This window comes from Rhizobium sp. ERR 1071 (genome assembly GCF_007828675.1).
In the GTDB taxonomy this organism is placed as follows: domain Bacteria; phylum Pseudomonadota; class Alphaproteobacteria; order Rhizobiales; family Rhizobiaceae; genus Rhizobium; species Rhizobium dioscoreae.
In genome coordinates this window covers 774793-791403 of record NZ_VITM01000003.1, presented here as the reverse complement: position 1 = coordinate 791403, position 16611 = coordinate 774793, and the positions used below count along the sequence as shown (strand labels likewise).

Below are 16611 nucleotides of genomic sequence, written 5' to 3'. Positions count from 1 at the left end.
CCTCCAATTCCTCAAACGCAGGCGGAAGGTGCAGTTGTTTGCAGCAGCATTCAAGATTGCATGTCACCCTTTTTTCTCGGACGCGATGCATGTAAGCCTTCGTGTCATCAGCAGAACTAAGTGGGCGATGGGGAGGCGAACATGCGGGTCATCTATTCGGAGGATCACAAGCTCAGAGACGCGAAGACCGAGCTGCATGATGGCCAGCTCGTCACACCCTTCGAGGCGCCCTTCCGCGCCGAATGGATCCTTGCCGCCGTGAAGGAAGCCGGCTTTGCCGATGTGGTTGCACCTCATGCCCACGGGCTGGAAACGGCGCGAAAGGTGCATGATCCGGCCTATCTCGATTTTCTCGGCGCGGTCTGGGAGCGCTGGGTCGCCGCCGGCTATACGGGTGAGGCGATCGCCAATTCCTTTCCCGTCAGGCGCACCAGCCAGCGCGTGCCTGACAATATCGTCGGCATGATCGGCCATTATGCCAACGCGGCCGATACCTCGATCACGAAAGGGTCCTATGAGGCGGCGCTCGCTTCCATGCGCTGCGCTCTGACAGGCGCCGACTGGCTCAACGCCGGCAACCGCTTCGTCTTCGCACTTTGCCGGCCGCCCGGCCATCATGCCGGCATCGATCTCTTCGGCGGTTATTGCTTCATCAACAATGCCGGCGTCGCGGCGCAGCGGCTGCGTGATCACGGCGCGGCCAAGGTGGCGGTGCTCGATGTCGATTTCCATCACGGCAACGGCACGCAGGACCTTTTCTACCGACGCGGCGATGTTTTCACAGCGTCCTTGCATGGTGATCCCATCCACGCCTTTCCCTATTTCCTTGGCCATGCTGATGAGGAAGGCGAGGGTGAGGGCTTGGGCGCCAACCGCAATTACCCCATGCCGCGCGGCACGCTTTGGGAGGTCTGGTCGGCGGCGCTCGACGATGCGCTTGCCCGCATCAAGGCCTTCGGTGCGGAGGCGATCGTGCTTTCACTCGGTGTCGATACGTTCGAGCGCGATCCGATCTCCTTCTTCAGGCTGACATCGCAGGACTTCATCCGCATGGGCGAGCGGGTTGCTGCCGCAGGCCTGCCCGTCCTCGTCTGCATGGAGGGTGGCTATGGCGTGCCCGAGATCGGGCTGAACGTCGCCAATGTGCTGAAGGGTCTCGAAGCCTGAGGCGTCTTGCATCAAAGTGCCTGATCGCAGGATGAAAAGTTTGAATTTGCCACTGCATGGCCACGCCTCTAAAACGCCGCCTAGTTGGGGGTGTTTATGGAACAGAAGCTTGTCGACAGTGGATCGGATGGCGGCGCGGGGCTGATGCCGCATCCGGATGTCGCGCCATCGACCGGCGGCATTGCTGCCGGCGTGCTGATGTGCGTGATGTCGATGTCGTCAATCCAGTTCGGCTCGGCCCTGTCGGCTCCGATCATCAACGCCTATGGGCCGGCGGGCGCAACGTGGCTGCGGCTCGTCTTCGCCTCCATCGCGTTGGCGATCATCGTTCGCCCGAAGATCACGAGCTACAGCCGCTCGCAATGGCTCGGCGTGCTGGCGCTCGGCACAGTCTCGGCGCTGATGACGACTTCTTTCTTTTCGGCAATCGCGCGCATTCCCCTAGGGCTTGCCGTCGCCATCGAATTTCTCGGGCCGCTGCTGGTTGCGACCCTCGGCTTCGGACTCAGCCGCCAACTTCTCTGGCCAATCCTTGCGGCAATCGGCGTTCTGCTCCTGGCCTATGATGGCGAAGAATGGGTCGGCAATCTCCCCGGCATTCTCTTTGCCATCGGCGCAGGCGCGGGCTGGGCCTGCTACATTCTTTTGACGAAGAAGGTCGGCAATGCCTTTCAGGGCCTCGAGGGGCTTTCCATGTCGCTGCTGGTTGCAGCGGTCGTTTCCACCCCCTTCGGCTTTGCCTCGGCCGTCCCGCATCTGACGGCCTTCGGCCTGCTCGAAATAGCCGGGCTTGCGCTGCTCGTTCCGCTGATGCCCTATGTGCTGGAAATGGTGGCGCTGCGGCGCATGCCCACCTCGTCCTTCGGCATCCTCATGAGCCTCGAGCCTGCCATCGGCGCCTTTGCCGGCTTCGTCATCCTGTCGCAGCCGATGACGCCGTCTCAGATGTTCGGCACCGCGCTTGTTGTTGCAGCCAGTATCGGGGCGACGATCTTCGCTGCGAAAGGCTAAGACTGGCGGGGGGTAAGCCGTCGTTGCTTTGAGTTTGGCCCGGCAACTCTCCGTCAATCCGCGGCTTGAAGCCTGGCGATCTGGGGTGCAACGATTGCGATGAACAGTTCTGGATCGCCGAAAGCTCTCGCCGAGAGCATTGCTCCATGAACCGAGGCCATCAGGATTTGCGCCTCTTCCTCGGGCCGTTTGTTCAGCCGGAAGAGGCCATTCTCGCTTCCCGCCTGCAGCACCGACGTAAGCCATACGGCGAGGCTATGAAAATGGCCTCGCACCTGGGATGCGACCTCTTCCGGCAGCATCTGCATCTCGCTGGCAAGCATCGCACAGACGCAGAAGGGCAGGGAGGCGTCCCGAATGCATGAGTGCCAGTAGCTCACATAGGCCTGCAGCTGTTCAGCGGGGCTCGAGATGCTTTCGCGCAAAGACTTCAGACCCGCTTCCGTCTGCTGCCTGTAACGGCCCACCAGCACCGAAACTAGTTCGGCCTTTGTCGGAAAGTGATGGTGGATGCTTGCCTTCCGGATGCCGATCGCAGCGGAGATGTCGGCATAGCTGAAGCCGTTGTAGCCTCCGGCCACGATAAGAGCCTGCGCAATGTCGAGAATTTTTTCTGAAGTGGAAGCTATTGATTTCATATCGCTGCCTACCTTTTGGTAGGCTGGTTGTCAAGATTGCCGCACCACTTCTGGCTCTCACGAAACGGTGTTCGAGCCTGTGTTGACTTAGTGAGTGTATCTTCCTACTAGTAGGTAGGTAAATACAAGGAGCCTCCCGATGCAAAGTCGCATTTCATCGCAGCCCAACTGGCTGCAATCCTACTATTTTACACGTGCCCTGTTCTCGATCGTCTGGATTGCAGCCGCGATCTTCCTCAGCGCAAAACCGCCATCCGCCGCGTTTCTGCTGGTGATCTATCCTGTCTGGGATGCCCTCGCCAATCTGGTGGACGCCCGGGTTAACGGCGGCCTGAAGGTCAATCCGTCCCAGGCGTTGAATGTTGTCGTCAGCATCGTCACGGCGCTCGCCGTTGTCGTGGCCGCCTACAATAGCACCTATGCCGTCCTGGCCGTGTTTGGGGCTTGGGCGATCCTCTCGGGCTTGCTGCAACTCTACACCGGCGTGAGGCGCTGGCGTATCTACGGCGCTCAATGGGTAATGATCCTGAGCGGCGCGCAGTCGGCGCTTGCTGGCGGTTTCATGCTCAGCCGATCCCTCGGCACGGTCGAGCCGACCATTCTGGATATCGTCCCCTACGCGGCGTTCGGAGCCTTCTATTTCCTGCTTTCCGCAATCTGGCTTGCGGTCACGGCCTATCGCAAAGCACATGCATAGGCGCTACCCGATCTTGTGGCGGCGAGTTTGAAGTGACTTGCCGCCGTATTTTCGCGCGGCCTGCCTTAAGCCGTCGTTCTCGCGGGATCGTCCAGCGCTGGATTATAGAAGAGTGAGAGCGTCAGACTCTTGGCGATGCGCTCGGCCGTCGCCATGAACCAGTCTCTTGCCTCTTTGGAAGGCGCGATATCGGTAAGGGTTTCGGAGAAAAGCGCCAGCCATTCTGGAAAGAGGTCGGCGGCGATGCCCTCGACGCCGAGATGCGCCTGGACCGGTTTGCCGCCATAGGCGCCGTTCTTGAAGGCAACGGAGGACCAGAAGCGCTTCATCTTTTCCATGTGGTCGGGCCAGCGCCCGGCAAGGCGCCCGTCGAAGACCGGTCCGAGCCGGGGATGCGCCTGAACGCGCCCATAGAACGTGTCGACCAGCCTGTCGATGAAGGCGGGATCGATGCCCATCCGCGCCATCTCCGCCTCGGCCCTTTCGCGGATGCCGGCAAGATGGGCGGCGCGAGCCTGTATCTCGTTTTCCATTATATTCTCCGGGTGCCGGCGCGTGGAGAACCGCTGCTCCGACGTCTTTCAGGTCCCTATGTATGCAATTTCTCAGCGCGACCAAGACGTCATGGAGATGTTGCGGCAATCTGTCAAAGTCGCGCTGCTATTTCCGCGGCCTCGTTCGGCGGGCCACAAATTTTCCGGCACGATTTTCCCTCCGCAATGACGTCTCCGTGCTTGACCAGCGCAATTGCCGACTTTAGAATTAGAATAATTCTAAAGTTATGAGGTTGCCCCGATGCTGCTAGGCTTATTTCGCCCGTCGAAACGTCCCTTCACCTCTCTTTCCGAACAGGAGATTTTGGCGATTGCCATTGCGGCAGAGGAAGACGATTCACGCATTTATCTCGCCTATGCCGATACGCTCCGCCCGCATTATCCCGAGTCCGCCAAGGTTTTCGAGGATATGGCCGAGGTCGAGGATACGCATCGCAAGACATTGATCGACATGCACCGCCGCCGCTTCGGCGAGCGTATCCCGCTGATCAGGCGTGAGCATGTGCGCGGCTTTTACGAGCGCAAACCCGATTGGCTGCGCAAGAACCTCTCCCTCGATGCCATGCGCGACGAGGCCGAGGCGATGGAGCAGCAGGCCTATAATTTCTATGTCGAAGCAGCCAAGCAGGTATCCGATGCCTCGACGCGCCAGCTTCTCGGCGATCTCGCACTTGCCGAGCAGGGTCATGAAGATGTTGCCCGCCTGCTTGGCGAGAAGCATACGCCGGAAGAGGTCAAGCACGAGGAAGATGCGCAGGCGCGCCGCCAGTTCGTGCTGACCTATGTGCAGCCGGGTCTCGCCGGGCTGATGGATGGCTCCGTCTCCACGCTCGCGCCGATCTTTGCCGCCGCCTTCGCCACGCAGCAGACCTGGCAGACCTTTCTCGTCGGCCTTTCGGCTTCGGTCGGCGCCGGTATCTCCATGGGTTTCACCGAGGCAGCCCATGACGACGGCAAGATCTCCGGTCGCGGTTCGCCGATCAAGCGCGGCCTTGCCTGCGGCATCATGACCGCGCTCGGCGGCCTTGGCCATGCGCTGCCCTACCTTATCCCGCATTTCTGGACCGCGACGATTACGGCCGCAATCGTCGTCTTCTTCGAGCTTTGGGCCATCGCCTTCATCCAGAACAAATATATGGAGACGCCGTTCCTGCGGGCTGCCTTCCAGGTCGTCCTCGGCGGCTCGCTGGTGCTGGGTGCCGGCATTCTGATCGGAAATGGGTGAGACGCGTTCGGCATAGCCGACGAAACGATCCGGTGAATCGTTTCGAGCGCCGAACGCCCCGAGCCCAGGCGAAGAGCCGGCGGTGAGGGACGGGCAATGTTTTGTGGTTTTGTCGCCCCCGAAAGGGCAAAGACACTCCGAGATCACGAAATGTTAAATTTCGGAACGCCTTCCGCCGCCACCGGTTAGCAACACGAGGCCGCTCTTGGCCTCGTCTGCAAACCAAAGGAGATGATCCAATGGCAAACCAAGGTGGAACCCACGAGCAGCATGTGAAGGCTGGCCAGCAAAGCCACAAGCGCATGGACAACGACAACACCAGGAATGCTTCGTCCACCGGCTCCCGTGAGCAGCACTCTGCCAGCTCACGCGGCGGCACCCACGAGCAGCACGTCAAGGCCGGCCAGCAGAGCCACAAGAACTCTTGACGCTCGTGGTAGTAGCAAATTCGTCCGCACACAGGAGTGAGGACGGGTCTTATTACAAGACGAAAAAGCGAAAGGCCGGTCCGATGGGCCGGCCTTCTTGTGTAACGAGAAATTAGCTCGCGCTTACTTGACGGCGCCAACCAGGACGTCGTTGCCGTTCTCGATGGTGACCCAGCGGCCGGCATTGAAGCTCGCCTGACGCTTCAGATAGGAATAGGGAGTTTTGGTCCAGACCTTGATCTCGTCCTCAAGGTTGTCGAGGATAAAATCGCCCTGCTTGGTGCGCAGCGTCAGCACCGCATGTCCTTCGCCATCAGGCTTGCGAACGACCGTCATCAACAGGTTGGAGGCGGAAATGCCGCTCTGGATGAGGAGCTTGCGCTTCAGCAGGGCAAAATCCTCGCAGTCGCCAGCGGTCTTCGGATATTCCCAATATTCCTCCTGGCCGTAGACTTCCATGTCGGTCGCCGGGCGGATCGTCTTGTTGACGCGCAGGTTGATCTGGTTGACGAGAGCCCAGGCGGCCGCGTTCATGTCGACGGGACCGACATTACGGGTCGGACCGCATTCGTCTGTATGTCTCTGACAGAAGTCGTAGTGTCCGATCGGCTGGGAGGTCACGTTGCCGACGGTCATCGAAACGCCCTGCTGAGGTGCCGGCATCGCCGCCGACGACATCGCAACTATAGCAGCGAAGGCAATCAACAAGCCCTTAATACGCACGCCCACTATCCTTGTATCGTCCCTGCATTTGTTAACAAATTGTTAATGTAGGGGGGTGCGCGAAGTCAATCGTTACTTAAGTGTTAACACCGGAACCGGCTCCTATGGTTAATTTCGGCACAATCAAGGAGATAGTTGCCATAATTTCCTGCTGCCTGCGATTACGCAAGCGCGCCCCCGAGGCCGCCGGAAAAGGGGCCAGCGCGCTGAGAATTTTGCAGATATCTATTTGTTTTTATGGCGCTTTATGTAGTGCCAACGTCTCGGCCACAGCGAGCATGCGCTCGATGTCCTGCGGCCGCGACAGGCGATGATCGCCGTCGCGCACAAGCGTTAACACGACATCGTCCGCCGGCAGATGCTCGACCAGCTTTAACGAATGCGAGAAAGGCACGTCTGCATCCTGCATGCCCTGCAATATATGTACCGGGCAGCCGGTCTCGATGATGCCAGTCAGCACGCGATTGGCGCGGCCGTCCTCGATGAGGGCGCGCGTGAAGATGTTCGGCTCGGGGCTGTATTCCGAAGGCTCCTCGAAATAGCCGCGCTCCGCCAGCGAGCGCCGCTCGACATCGGAAAGGTTCGGCTCGATGAGATCGATGGTGAAATCGGGAGCAGGCGCGATAAGCACGAGGCCGGCGATGGCGGCTGTCTTTTTGCGTTTGCGCAGTTCCTGGATGACCCTGAGCGCGATCCAGCCGCCCATCGACGAGCCGACGAGAACGATCTTCTTCGGCTTGGTATGATCGATGACGGCAAGTGCCTCTTCCAGCCAGCGCGAAATCGTGCCGTTGGTGAACTTGCCGCCGGACTGCCCGTGGCCGGAATAGTCGAAGCGAATACAGCCGATACCAAGCCGCTCCGCCAGCGCATCCAGCTCCACGGCCTTGGTGCCGCTCATGTCGGATCGATAGCCGGACAACCAGACGAAGCTGACATTCCTGGCACCCTTACCGGCGGTGCGCTCGATGATGGCGATCTGGCGCTCGCTCTCGCCCGTGCCAACGGGAAGGAAGGTCGGTTGGATGGATGTGGCGGTCTCGGACATGGAAAACTCCCGGATTTTCTGCCCTATAGAACAGATTCGCGTCCGCGTGACCTGAAAAATCCTCGATCTTTTCGCTGTAGTTTCTATATAAAGGGAGAAGGATACTGTGTCCTTCGCGCATCTCGCGCTTCCAGGACACTCCATTGACACGCGGGAGGTGCTTTTTTCCTGCTGTCATGCTATTGACTTCAACACAGCTTTTACGACATTTCCGTCAGTTGCGCCGACGGGGAGCGAGAGGCTGCAGCTATCCGAAACAATTCGTGGAGAATACGACCATTCGCAGACCTTTTAAAGCCGACGCGCCCGTAAAGGACGGGCCGCGTTCCAACAGGGAAATTCGCATTCCCAAAGTTCAGCTCATTACGGCTGACGGCCAGAATATGGGCATCGTCCCGACCGACCAGGCATTGAGAATGGCAGAGGAGGCCGGTCTCGATCTGGTAGAGATTTCCCCCAATGCTGAACCGCCTGTGTGCAAGATCCTCGATCTGGGCAAGCTGAAATACGCCAACCAGAAGAAGGCCGCCGAGGCGCGCAAGAAGCAGAAGATCGTCGAAGTCAAAGAAATTAAGATGCGTCCCAACATCGACACCCATGACTATGAGGTGAAGATGAAGGCGATCGGTCGTTTCTTTGAAGAAGGCGACAAGGTGAAGGTGACCTTGAAGTTCCGCGGCCGCGAAATGGCCCATCAGGAACTTGGCATGAAGCTGCTTCAGCAGGTCAAGGAAGATACGATCGAGATTGCCAAGGTAGAGGCCGAGCCCAAGCTCGAAGGCCGCCAGATGATGATGGTGCTTGCGCCGAAGTGAGGCGCAAGTCGGAGTAGAGAGGCCGGAGCCGTCCCTTGGACGGCTTTTTCCTTTTCTGCGGCAGGGGTCGATGCCTGTCATCGATCTGCAAAGATTCCCGCATTCGCACCGTTGCACTTCGGGGCAAGTGCGGTTATAAGCGCGCGTCCGAACTGACCGGCAGGGCATGCCGTGGCAGTTCAGAATGCTGGTGGAGCGGTTCGTCACCGTATCCGCCGTTCAACAACAAACGCTCCGGCACCTTGTTGCAGCCCGGCCAGTCCGGATCTGTGGGAAGGGCTTTAAGCAAAGCGCGCCAGGAAGCATCGAAGGAGTAGCAAAATGCCCAAGATGAAGACGAAGTCCTCTGCCAAGAAGCGGTTCAAGATCACCGCATCCGGCAAGGTCAAGGCAGCCGCTGCTGGCAAGCGCCACGGCATGATCAAGCGTAGCAACAAGTTCATTCGCGATGCCCGCGGCACCATGGTTCTCGCAGAACCGGATGGCCGTAAGGTTGTCAAGAACTACTTGCCGAACGGTCTCTAAGACTATTCGTAACGCTATAGACTAAGGAGATCATGAAATGGCACGCGTAAAAAGAGGCGTTACCGCCCACGCCAAGCACAAGAAGGTTCTGAAGGCAGCCAAGGGCTTCTACGGCCGCCGCAAGAACACCATCCGTACCGCCAAGGCCGCCGTCGACCGTTCCAAGCAGTACGCTTACCGCGACCGCAAGGTCAACAAGCGCAACTTCCGCGCCCTCTGGATCCAGCGCATCAACGCTGCCGTCCGCGAATTCGGCCTGACCTACGGCCGCTTTATCGACGGTCTGAACAAGGCTGGCATCGAAGTCGACCGCAAGGTTCTCTCCGACATGGCAATCCATGAGCCGGAAGCTTTCGGCGCCCTCGTCGCTGCCTCCAAGAAGGCACTTGAGTACCTCAAGGACGCTGGCACGAAGAACGAGTTCGAAGCCGCCGTTGGCTAAGAGCGTCTACTAGACAGTTTTTGTCATATTTATGAAACCCGCGCTTGTGTAACTAGCGCGGGTTTTGTATTTTTTGCAATACAATCAATTTGCGATAGTCACCTTGAGGATTCCCGGTATCGGGAATGGGTGAAATTGTTGAATGGCAAGACTGCGGAACTGAACTTCATACCCAATCTGAACGGTAAGGACATAGAGGCCTTGCTGACGGTGCTGGTGAACGGTTCCAGCCGTGTCGAGCGAGTTGCCCTTTCTGCCTGTCAGGTCTGGATCAAGCGATACGGCACGAAGAAACCCTCTACCTGGCGTCATCTGCAGAGGGTCTTTTCACGCATTGTCCCGCTCGCCTTCCTGCGCCCCTGCGCCTATCTGTCTGCGCGGCAGATGGCCGAGCGGGAAATGCAGCGCATCGGCTTGTTCAGGCAGCGGGGTGTAGCCGTTCCGGAGGTTCTCTACGCTTCGAATGGCGCGCTTGTTCTTGCGGACGCCGGGATCACGGTTCAGCGCCGCCTTGCGCAGCTGAAGGAGAGCGATCCCGCTGCTCACGATGAACTCATGGTCGCTTGCGCTGCCGAGCTCGGCCGGCTGCATGCCAAGGGGCTTTGTCATGGCAGGCCCTATCCGCGCGACATGTTCTTCGCCGGCGATCGGCTTGGCTTCATGGATTTCGAGGAGGACCCGCAGACAGTCATGTCGCTTGCAGTGGCGCAGGCCCGTGATATTTGGCTGCTCTTCCTGCAGATCGCAACCGGCGCTCGCCTCGGGCTTGCGACGCAGAACAGAGCCTATGAAGCCTGGTCGGAGCAGGCACCAGCGGCTGCGCGCGCCGAGCTTCAGCGCATGATTCGCTTTCTAGGCGGTTTTTTGTTCCTTGCCCGGTTGATTGGCCGCGTGCACATGGGTAGTGATCTCCAGCGCTTCATCGTTGCGACAAGCTTTCTGATGCATGCGTTCACCACTTATTCCGTGGACTGAGAGCCCGATGGCCCCTGGTCCGCAAGGCAGGACCAGATGACGGAACTCGTAACACTTGAAACCCAACTCATGGCCGAGGTGGCCGCGGCGAACGACGAGCAGGCGATCGAGGCGGTCAGGGTTGCTGCGCTCGGCAAGAAGGGCTCGGTTTCTGAACTGCTGAAGACGCTGGGCTCGATGTCGCCGGAAGAACGGCAGACACGCGGCGCGGCCATCAATGCTCTCAAGAATTCCGTCACCGATGCCATTAACGCCCGCAAGGGCGAGTTGCGCGATGCGGCGATCGAGGCGAAGCTGAAGGCGGAGACCGTCGATGTCAGCCTGCCGGTTCGCTCCTCGCCGGCCGAACGCGGCCGCATTCACCCGATCAGCCAGATCGTCGACGAAATCACCGCCATCTTCGGCGACATGGGCTTCTCGATCGCCGAAGGTCCCGATGTCGAGACCGATTATTATAACTTCACGGCGCTGAACTTCCCGGAAGGACATCCGGCCCGCGAAATGCACGACACCTTCTTCTTCCAGCCGGATGAAAAGGGTGAGCGCAAGGTGCTGCGCACGCACACCTCGCCGGTGCAGGTGCGCACCATGGAAGCGCAGAAGCCGCCAATCCGCATCATCATCCCGGGAAAAACCTACCGCCAGGATTCGGACGCCACGCATTCACCGATGTTCCATCAGGTCGAAGGCCTCGTCATCGACAAGACGGCGAACGTCGCCAACATCCGCTGGGTGCTCGAAGAGTTCTGCAAGACCTTCTTCGAGGTCGACAATGTGACGATGCGCTTCCGCCCGTCCTTCTTCCCCTTCACGGAGCCGTCCTTCGAAGTGGATATCCAGTGCGACCGCTCCGGCCCGATCGTCAAGTTCGGCGAAGGCACCGATTGGATGGAAATCCTCGGCTGCGGCATGGTGCATCCGAACGTACTGCGCTATGGCGGTCTCGATCCGGACGAATATCAGGGCTTTGCCTGGGGCATGGGCCTCGATCGTATTGCCATGCTGAAATACGGCATGCCCGACCTGCGCGACTTCTTCAACGCCGATGTCCGCTGGATGAACCACTATGGCTTCCGCCCGCTCGACATGCCGACGCTGTTCGGCGGCCTGAGCGCGTAAGGAAGGGATAAAGCACATGAAATTCACACTCTCCTGGCTGAAAGAGCATCTGGAAACCGACGCCACGCTCGACGAGATCTGCGCCCGCCTGACGATGATCGGGCTGGAAGTGGAAGAGGTCGACGACAAGGCGGCGTTCAAGCCCTTCGTCATCGCCAAGGTTCTCTCGGCAGAAAAGCATCCCCAGGCCGATCGCCTGAAGGTGCTGATGGTCGATACCGGCAGCGGTGCGCCCGTTCAGGTCGTCTGCGGCGCACCGAATGCGCGCGCCGGCCTCGTCGGTGCCTTCGCTGCCCCCGGCACCTATGTTCCTGGTATCGATGTGACGCTCGCCATTGGCAACATCCGCGGTGTCGAAAGCCGCGGCATGATGTGCTCGGAAAAGGAGCTGGAAATCTCGGACAGCCATGACGGCATCATCGACCTTCCGGAAGATGCGCCTGTTGGCACGAGCTTTGCTGCCTATGTCGGTCTTGACGATCCAGTCATCGAGATCAATCTGACGCCGAACCGTCCGGATTGCACCGGTGTCTATGGCATCGCCCGCGATCTCGCTGCCTCCGGCCTTGGCACCCTGAAACCTCGCCTCACGCCAACCTTTCCTGTCCAGGGCGAAACGCCGACCGAGCTCAAGATCGAGCTGGATGATGCGCGCCTGTGCCCTGGCTTTTCGCTGCGCCTCGTGCGCGGCGTCAAAAATGGCCCGAGCCCGAAGTGGATGCAACAACGCCTGCTCGCCATCGGTCTCCGTCCGATCAGCGCGCTGGTCGATATCACCAACTACATGACCTTCGATCAGGGCCGGCCGATGCATGTCTTCGACGCCGCCAAGGTCAAGGGCAATCTGGTCGTGCGCCGCGCCAGGGACGGCGAAACCGTGCTGGCGCTCGATGAGCGCGAATACAAGCTCAACCCCAGTAACGTCGTCATCGCCGATGACAACGGCGTCGAATCGATCGGCGGCATCATGGGCGGCGAGCATTCCGGCTGTGACGAGAACACCACGGACGTGCTGATCGAATCGGCGCTCTGGGACCCGATGAACATCGCCAAGAGCGGCCGCAGCCTCGGCATCATCACCGATGCGCGCTATCGTTTCGAGCGCGGTGTCGATCCGGAATATATGGTGCCCGGCCTTGAGCGCACGACGGAACTGGTGCTTGCCTGCTGTGGTGGCACGGCCGCCAAGGCCCGCGTCGAGGGCTACAAGGGCTATGAGGCAAAGGTGGTCGATTTCCCGCTATCGGAAGTCAAGCGCCTGACCGGTCTCGAAGTCTCGGCCGATGAGAGCAAGTCCATTTTGACGAAGCTCGGCTTCTCGGTCTCCGGTTCGGGTGAGCGCATCTCGGTCGCTGTTCCCTCCTGGCGTCCGGATGTCGATGGTAAGGCTGACTTCGTCGAAGAGATCATGCGCATCCATGGCGTCGACAATATTAAGCCGCAGCCGTTGGCAAGCCACACCGCCGTGAACGGCAAGATCCTGACGACGCTGCAGATCCGCACGCGCACCGCCAAGCGGGCGCTCGCTGCGCGCGGCATGCTGGAAGCGGTCACCTGGTCTTTCATCTCGGAAGATCAGGCCAAGCTCTTCGGCGGCGGCTCCAACGCGCTGAAGCTTGCGAACCCGATCGCCGCTGATATGTCCGACATGCGTCCCTCGCTGCTACCGGGTTTGCTTTCGGCCGCGCAGCGCAATGCCGATAAAGGCTATGGCGACGTCGCGATCTTCGAAGTCTCTGGCACCTATGAGAACGATAGGCCCGAGGGCCAGCGTCGTGTTGCCGGCGGCATCCGCCGCGGCACGGCAACGCTTGCCGGCGCCGGCCGGATGTGGTCGAACGCAACCAAGGGCGGCGGCAAGCCGGTCGATGTCTTCGACGCCAAGGCCGACGCTTTGGCCGTCATCGAGGCCTGCGGCCTGCCGATGGGCAATATCCAGATCGAGCAAGGCGGGCCGGCCTGGTATCACCCCGGCCGCTCCGGCACCATCAAGATGGGGCCGAAGGTCGTGCTCGGCTATTTCGGCGAATTCCATCCGAAGACGCTGGAAGCGCTCGACGTGTCGGGTGCTCTCGCCGGCTTCGAAGTCTATATCGATGCCATGCCCGAACCAAAGAAGAAGGCGACCCGTACGAAGCCGGCGCTGGAGCTTTCACCCTTCCAGGCCGTCAAGCGTGACTTCGCCTTCGTGGTCGACAAGTCGGTGGAAGCCGGCGCGATCATCCGCGCTGCGACCGGTGCCGACCGCAAGCTGGTCACCGGTGTAAACGTCTTCGACATTTTCGAGGGTGCATCGCTTGGCGAGGGCAAGAAGTCCATCGCCATCGAGGTGCAGATCCAGCCGGCAGAGCGTACGCTGACTGATGAGGATTTCGAGGCACTGACCCAGAAGATCGTGGCAAACGTCACGAAGTCGACGGGTGGGGTGCTGAGAGGGTAATCGGCTGCTGCAGAGTTCGCGGAGGGTGAGTTACCCCCCTCTGTCGCTGTCGCGACATCTCCCCCACAAGGGGGGAGATTGGTAACTCGCGGCGCTCGCCTGCCTCAAGCTGACACCGCATCTGCTGAAATTGAAGTTGCTACTCCAACGAAGGTGAGCGGCAAACTCCCAACAATCTCCCCCCTTGTGGGGGAGATGTCACGAAGTGACAGAGGGGGGTATCAGACGCTCGGCATAGAAGGCGCACGGCTCGGAACGCCCACCTACCGATGCAGATGATAAACCTTGTTCACCACACTCCACCGCCCATCGATCTTCACCAGCGATAGATAATCCGAAAACCGCATGCCGGCGAATTCGTCGACGACCTTGACGGTTGCCGCATCGCCTTCGATGTCGATCAACTCGATCTCCATCAGCGGTATGGTGCCGGGCGGCGCGCTGCCTTCCTCGACGATCGCCGCGATAAATTCATCCCGCGTCATCCATTCCACCGCGCCCTGGTAATTGCCGATGATCGCTGCTCGCGGATGGAAGGCCTTGCGCAGTGCCGGCTCATTCGCGAATGCCATGCCATCGACATAGAGATGAACGACCGCACGGATTGCCTGCTCTTCCGACATCTCGTCATTCCTCGTTTGAGTTATGCCTAAGATATCATAGACGCCGGCGGCTGACAAAAATGCGAGGTCGTGATCGCAATGATTTGACTTATATTATTCGACAAAAACCCGCACGCTTGCCGCACGTCCGGCGGCATCGATGACGGTCAGCGTCGAATAGCCGGCGCCGTCGGGCGTCCATTGATTGGTGCGTCGGCGCGACATGTCGGGCAGCGGCTTGCCATTGGCGAGCCAGCGGAACGGCGCCCGCCCGCCTTGCAGCTTCAGCGCCAACGGCATGATCTGATCGTTGCTGCCGCTGGCGCCGAGATCGACGCGCGCGCCTTCCGGCGGGTAGACGATCTGCGGGGCGGGCTCGCGGCTGGACGCCGCCAGCAGCCCGGCGGCGGTGACGGAAAAACGCCGCTGGCTGATCGGCAGTTCGGTCGGCGCGATGCGCACGGCGCCCATAGGAGCGGCAGGGAAGGGGGTTATGGCAACGCCGGATTTGGCAAAGGCTTCGAACAGGATGGGAGCGGCGGAAACATAGCCCGCCAGCCCCGGCACGGCGCCATTGTCCGGACGGCCGACCCAGACGCCGAGTACATGCGCGCCGTCATAGCCGATCGACCAGGCATCGCGGTTGCCGTAGCTGGTGCCGGTCTTGTAGGCGATGCCGAGCTGCTTGCTGCCGCGCGGCGCGATGATGTCGGAGAGAATGTCGGTGATATTCCAGACCGCGATCGGCTCCATCAGCGGCTCGCCGTCGATCGGCCCCGGCTCGTCCTGAACGCCATCGCCGATCCGCACCGCCTTGCCGCGATTGGCAAGCCCGGCATAGAGCTGCACGAGGTCCTTCAGCGTCACGCCGACGCCGCCGAGGCCGATGGCAAGCCCGGGCGCTTCGTTCGGCGGCAGCTTCGGCTTCACCTCCGCGCGACGGAAGCGCACCAGCAGCCGCGTCGGACCTACGGCATCGAGCAGCCGCACGGCCGGCACATTCAACGACAATTGCAGCGCCTGCCGTACGCTGACATCGCCCTGGTAGCTCATGTCGAAATTGCGGGGACGATAGCCGTAGAAATCGGCGGGGCGATCCTCGATGATCGTTTCCTGGGCCACATAGCCCTGCTCGAAGGCAAGGCCGTAGATGAAGGGCTTCAGCGTAGAGCCGGGCGAGCGCAGCACCCGGGTCATATCGACCCAACCGGCGCGCGAGGAATCGAAATAATTGGCCGAGCCGACCTCGCCGATGATCTCGCCGGTCTTGGCATCGGCCATGATCATCGCGACCGACACCTTCGGCCCGAGCCGCTTTGCCGCCGCATCGGCAACGGCTTCGAGGCCCTGCTGCACGTCGCGCCGCAGCGTCGTCTTGTGCTTGATAATGCCGGGCTGTTTGCGCAGCGTAAGTTCGGCCAGATGCGCGGCATAGGCCGGGAGTTGCCGACGCTGAGCCGGAATGGGGGAGAGCGAGGCGCGCTCCGCTTCGCCTTCGCCGATAACAGCTGCCACCGCCGCACGCTCGAGCACGCGATGGCGGGCAGCCTGGGCTGCCGCGAGATTGCGGTCCGGCCGGCGCTTTTCCGGCAACTGTGGAAGCGCCACGAGCAAGCCTGCCTGCGCGACTGTCAGGTGTCGCGGCTCCTTGCCGAAATAGGCAAGGCTCGCCGCGCGCACGCCTTCCAGATTGCCGCCATAGGGAGCGTGCGTCAGATAGAGATCGAGGATCTGTTCCTTGGTCAGCCGCCGCTCGATCTGGATGGCACGAGCGACCTGCAGGAGCTTTGCCGTCATCGAGCGCTCGCTGCGCGGCTCGATCAGACGGGCGACCTGCATGGAGAGCGTCGAGCCGCCGGAGACGATGCGGCCATGGGTGAGGAGCTGCAGGAAGGCACGTCCGATCGCCATCGGGTCGACGCCGTGGTGGTCGTAGAATCGCCGGTCCTCATAGGCGACCAGCATGCGCAGATATTGCGGATCGACATCGGCAACGCCGGTCTTCAGCCGCCAGCGGCCCTCGGGAGTGGCGAAGGCGCGCAGGAGATCGCCATTGGCGTCGAGCACCTCGGCCGAAACCACGCGGGCATTGTCCAGCGGCGGCGGATAGGCACGGTCCGCAGCCTCCAGGCCGAAGACCAGAGCCGCCACTGTTGCGGCAGTGGCTCCAAAGCCGATCGCAATTTTCCACTGCGCCTTCAT

Annotated in this window: 17 protein-coding genes; 11 read left to right on the top strand and 6 right to left on the bottom strand. The window is 60.6% G+C overall.

Annotation, left to right across the window (positions count from 1 at the left end; genetic code table 11):
• Positions 1–141: 141 nt before the first annotated feature.
• Positions 142–1167 carry a histone deacetylase family protein gene (locus FBZ99_RS14000; protein ID WP_113351417.1) on the top strand — a complete coding sequence of 342 codons (1026 nt, stop codon included), beginning with the start codon at positions 142–144 and terminating at the stop codon, positions 1165–1167.
• A 96-nt stretch (positions 1168–1263) separates the two neighbouring features.
• On the top strand, positions 1264–2178 hold the full coding sequence (locus tag FBZ99_RS13995) for an EamA family transporter (protein ID WP_173002502.1): 915 nt from the start codon (positions 1264–1266) through the stop codon (positions 2176–2178).
• A gap of 53 nt (positions 2179–2231) precedes the next feature.
• Here the strand turns inward: FBZ99_RS13995 and FBZ99_RS13990 are convergent, their stop codons facing one another.
• Entirely contained in the window at positions 2232–2816 is a 585-nt protein-coding gene (locus FBZ99_RS13990; RefSeq protein ID WP_145633711.1) for a TetR/AcrR family transcriptional regulator, read from the bottom strand.
• Positions 2817–2955: 139 nt separating this feature from the next.
• Here FBZ99_RS13990 and FBZ99_RS13985 point away from each other — a divergent pair, with 139 nt between their 5' ends.
• The gene (locus FBZ99_RS13985; protein ID WP_113329864.1) at positions 2956–3513 is read left to right on the top strand and encodes a DUF308 domain-containing protein; all 558 of its coding nucleotides are present in this window, start codon (positions 2956–2958) and stop codon (positions 3511–3513) included.
• 65 nt (positions 3514–3578) lie between these two features.
• On the opposite strand, the gene FBZ99_RS13980 is transcribed toward FBZ99_RS13985, so the two are convergent.
• Positions 3579–4046, bottom strand: coding sequence for a group III truncated hemoglobin (locus FBZ99_RS13980; RefSeq protein ID WP_113329865.1), 468 nt, complete (start codon positions 4044–4046; stop codon positions 3579–3581).
• A 262-nt stretch (positions 4047–4308) separates the two neighbouring features.
• Here FBZ99_RS13980 and mbfA point away from each other — a divergent pair, with 262 nt between their 5' ends.
• Together mbfA and FBZ99_RS13970 are read left to right on the top strand one after the other, a co-directional pair.
• Positions 4309–5292 carry an iron exporter MbfA gene (mbfA, locus tag FBZ99_RS13975; RefSeq protein WP_113329866.1) on the top strand — a complete coding sequence of 328 codons (984 nt, stop codon included), beginning with the start codon at positions 4309–4311 and terminating at the stop codon, positions 5290–5292.
• 239 nt (positions 5293–5531) lie between these two features.
• Positions 5532–5720 (top strand): hypothetical protein, encoded by a 189-nt coding sequence (locus FBZ99_RS13970; RefSeq protein ID WP_069611022.1) that lies wholly within the window; start codon positions 5532–5534, stop codon positions 5718–5720.
• Between the two features lie 123 nt (positions 5721–5843).
• Here the strand turns inward: FBZ99_RS13970 and FBZ99_RS13965 are convergent, their stop codons facing one another.
• Together FBZ99_RS13965 and FBZ99_RS13960 are read right to left on the bottom strand one after the other, a co-directional pair.
• The gene (locus tag FBZ99_RS13965; RefSeq protein ID WP_113329868.1) at positions 5844–6443 is read right to left on the bottom strand and encodes a transglutaminase-like cysteine peptidase; all 600 of its coding nucleotides are present in this window, start codon (positions 6441–6443) and stop codon (positions 5844–5846) included.
• A gap of 235 nt (positions 6444–6678) precedes the next feature.
• On the bottom strand, positions 6679–7491 hold the full coding sequence (locus FBZ99_RS13960; RefSeq protein ID WP_113329869.1) for an alpha/beta hydrolase: 813 nt from the start codon (positions 7489–7491) through the stop codon (positions 6679–6681).
• Between the two features lie 278 nt (positions 7492–7769).
• Here FBZ99_RS13960 and infC point away from each other — a divergent pair, with 278 nt between their 5' ends.
• The 6 genes from infC (at position 7770) to pheT (ending at position 13807) form a co-directional block, all read left to right on the top strand.
• The gene (infC, locus tag FBZ99_RS13955; RefSeq protein WP_173002511.1) at positions 7770–8306 is read left to right on the top strand and encodes a translation initiation factor IF-3; all 537 of its coding nucleotides are present in this window, start codon (positions 7770–7772) and stop codon (positions 8304–8306) included.
• A gap of 321 nt (positions 8307–8627) precedes the next feature.
• The gene (gene rpmI, locus FBZ99_RS13950) at positions 8628–8831 is read left to right on the top strand and encodes a 50S ribosomal protein L35 (protein ID WP_069611026.1); all 204 of its coding nucleotides are present in this window, start codon (positions 8628–8630) and stop codon (positions 8829–8831) included.
• Positions 8832–8868: 37 nt separating this feature from the next.
• Complete coding sequence (gene rplT / locus FBZ99_RS13945) at positions 8869–9273, top strand: 50S ribosomal protein L20 (RefSeq protein ID WP_069611027.1); 405 nt, start codon at positions 8869–8871, stop codon at positions 9271–9273.
• Positions 9274–9411: 138 nt separating this feature from the next.
• Positions 9412–10248 (top strand): serine/threonine protein phosphatase, encoded by an 837-nt coding sequence (locus FBZ99_RS13940; RefSeq protein ID WP_246661105.1) that lies wholly within the window; start codon positions 9412–9414, stop codon positions 10246–10248.
• 36 nt (positions 10249–10284) lie between these two features.
• On the top strand, positions 10285–11367 hold the full coding sequence (gene pheS, locus FBZ99_RS13935) for a phenylalanine--tRNA ligase subunit alpha (protein WP_112722780.1): 1083 nt from the start codon (positions 10285–10287) through the stop codon (positions 11365–11367).
• A 16-nt stretch (positions 11368–11383) separates the two neighbouring features.
• Positions 11384–13807: a phenylalanine--tRNA ligase subunit beta gene (gene pheT, locus FBZ99_RS13930; RefSeq protein ID WP_145633709.1), complete on the top strand. Its 2424-nt coding sequence runs from the start codon at positions 11384–11386 to the stop codon at positions 13805–13807.
• Between the two features lie 263 nt (positions 13808–14070).
• Here pheT and FBZ99_RS13925 read toward each other — a convergent pair whose 3' ends face one another.
• Both FBZ99_RS13925 and pbpC read right to left on the bottom strand, forming a co-directional pair.
• Positions 14071–14430, bottom strand: coding sequence for a nuclear transport factor 2 family protein (locus FBZ99_RS13925; protein WP_113329872.1), 360 nt, complete (start codon positions 14428–14430; stop codon positions 14071–14073).
• 93 nt (positions 14431–14523) lie between these two features.
• Positions 14524–16611, bottom strand: a complete 2088-nt coding sequence (pbpC, locus tag FBZ99_RS13920; protein WP_145633706.1) for a penicillin-binding protein 1C — start codon at positions 16609–16611, stop codon at positions 14524–14526.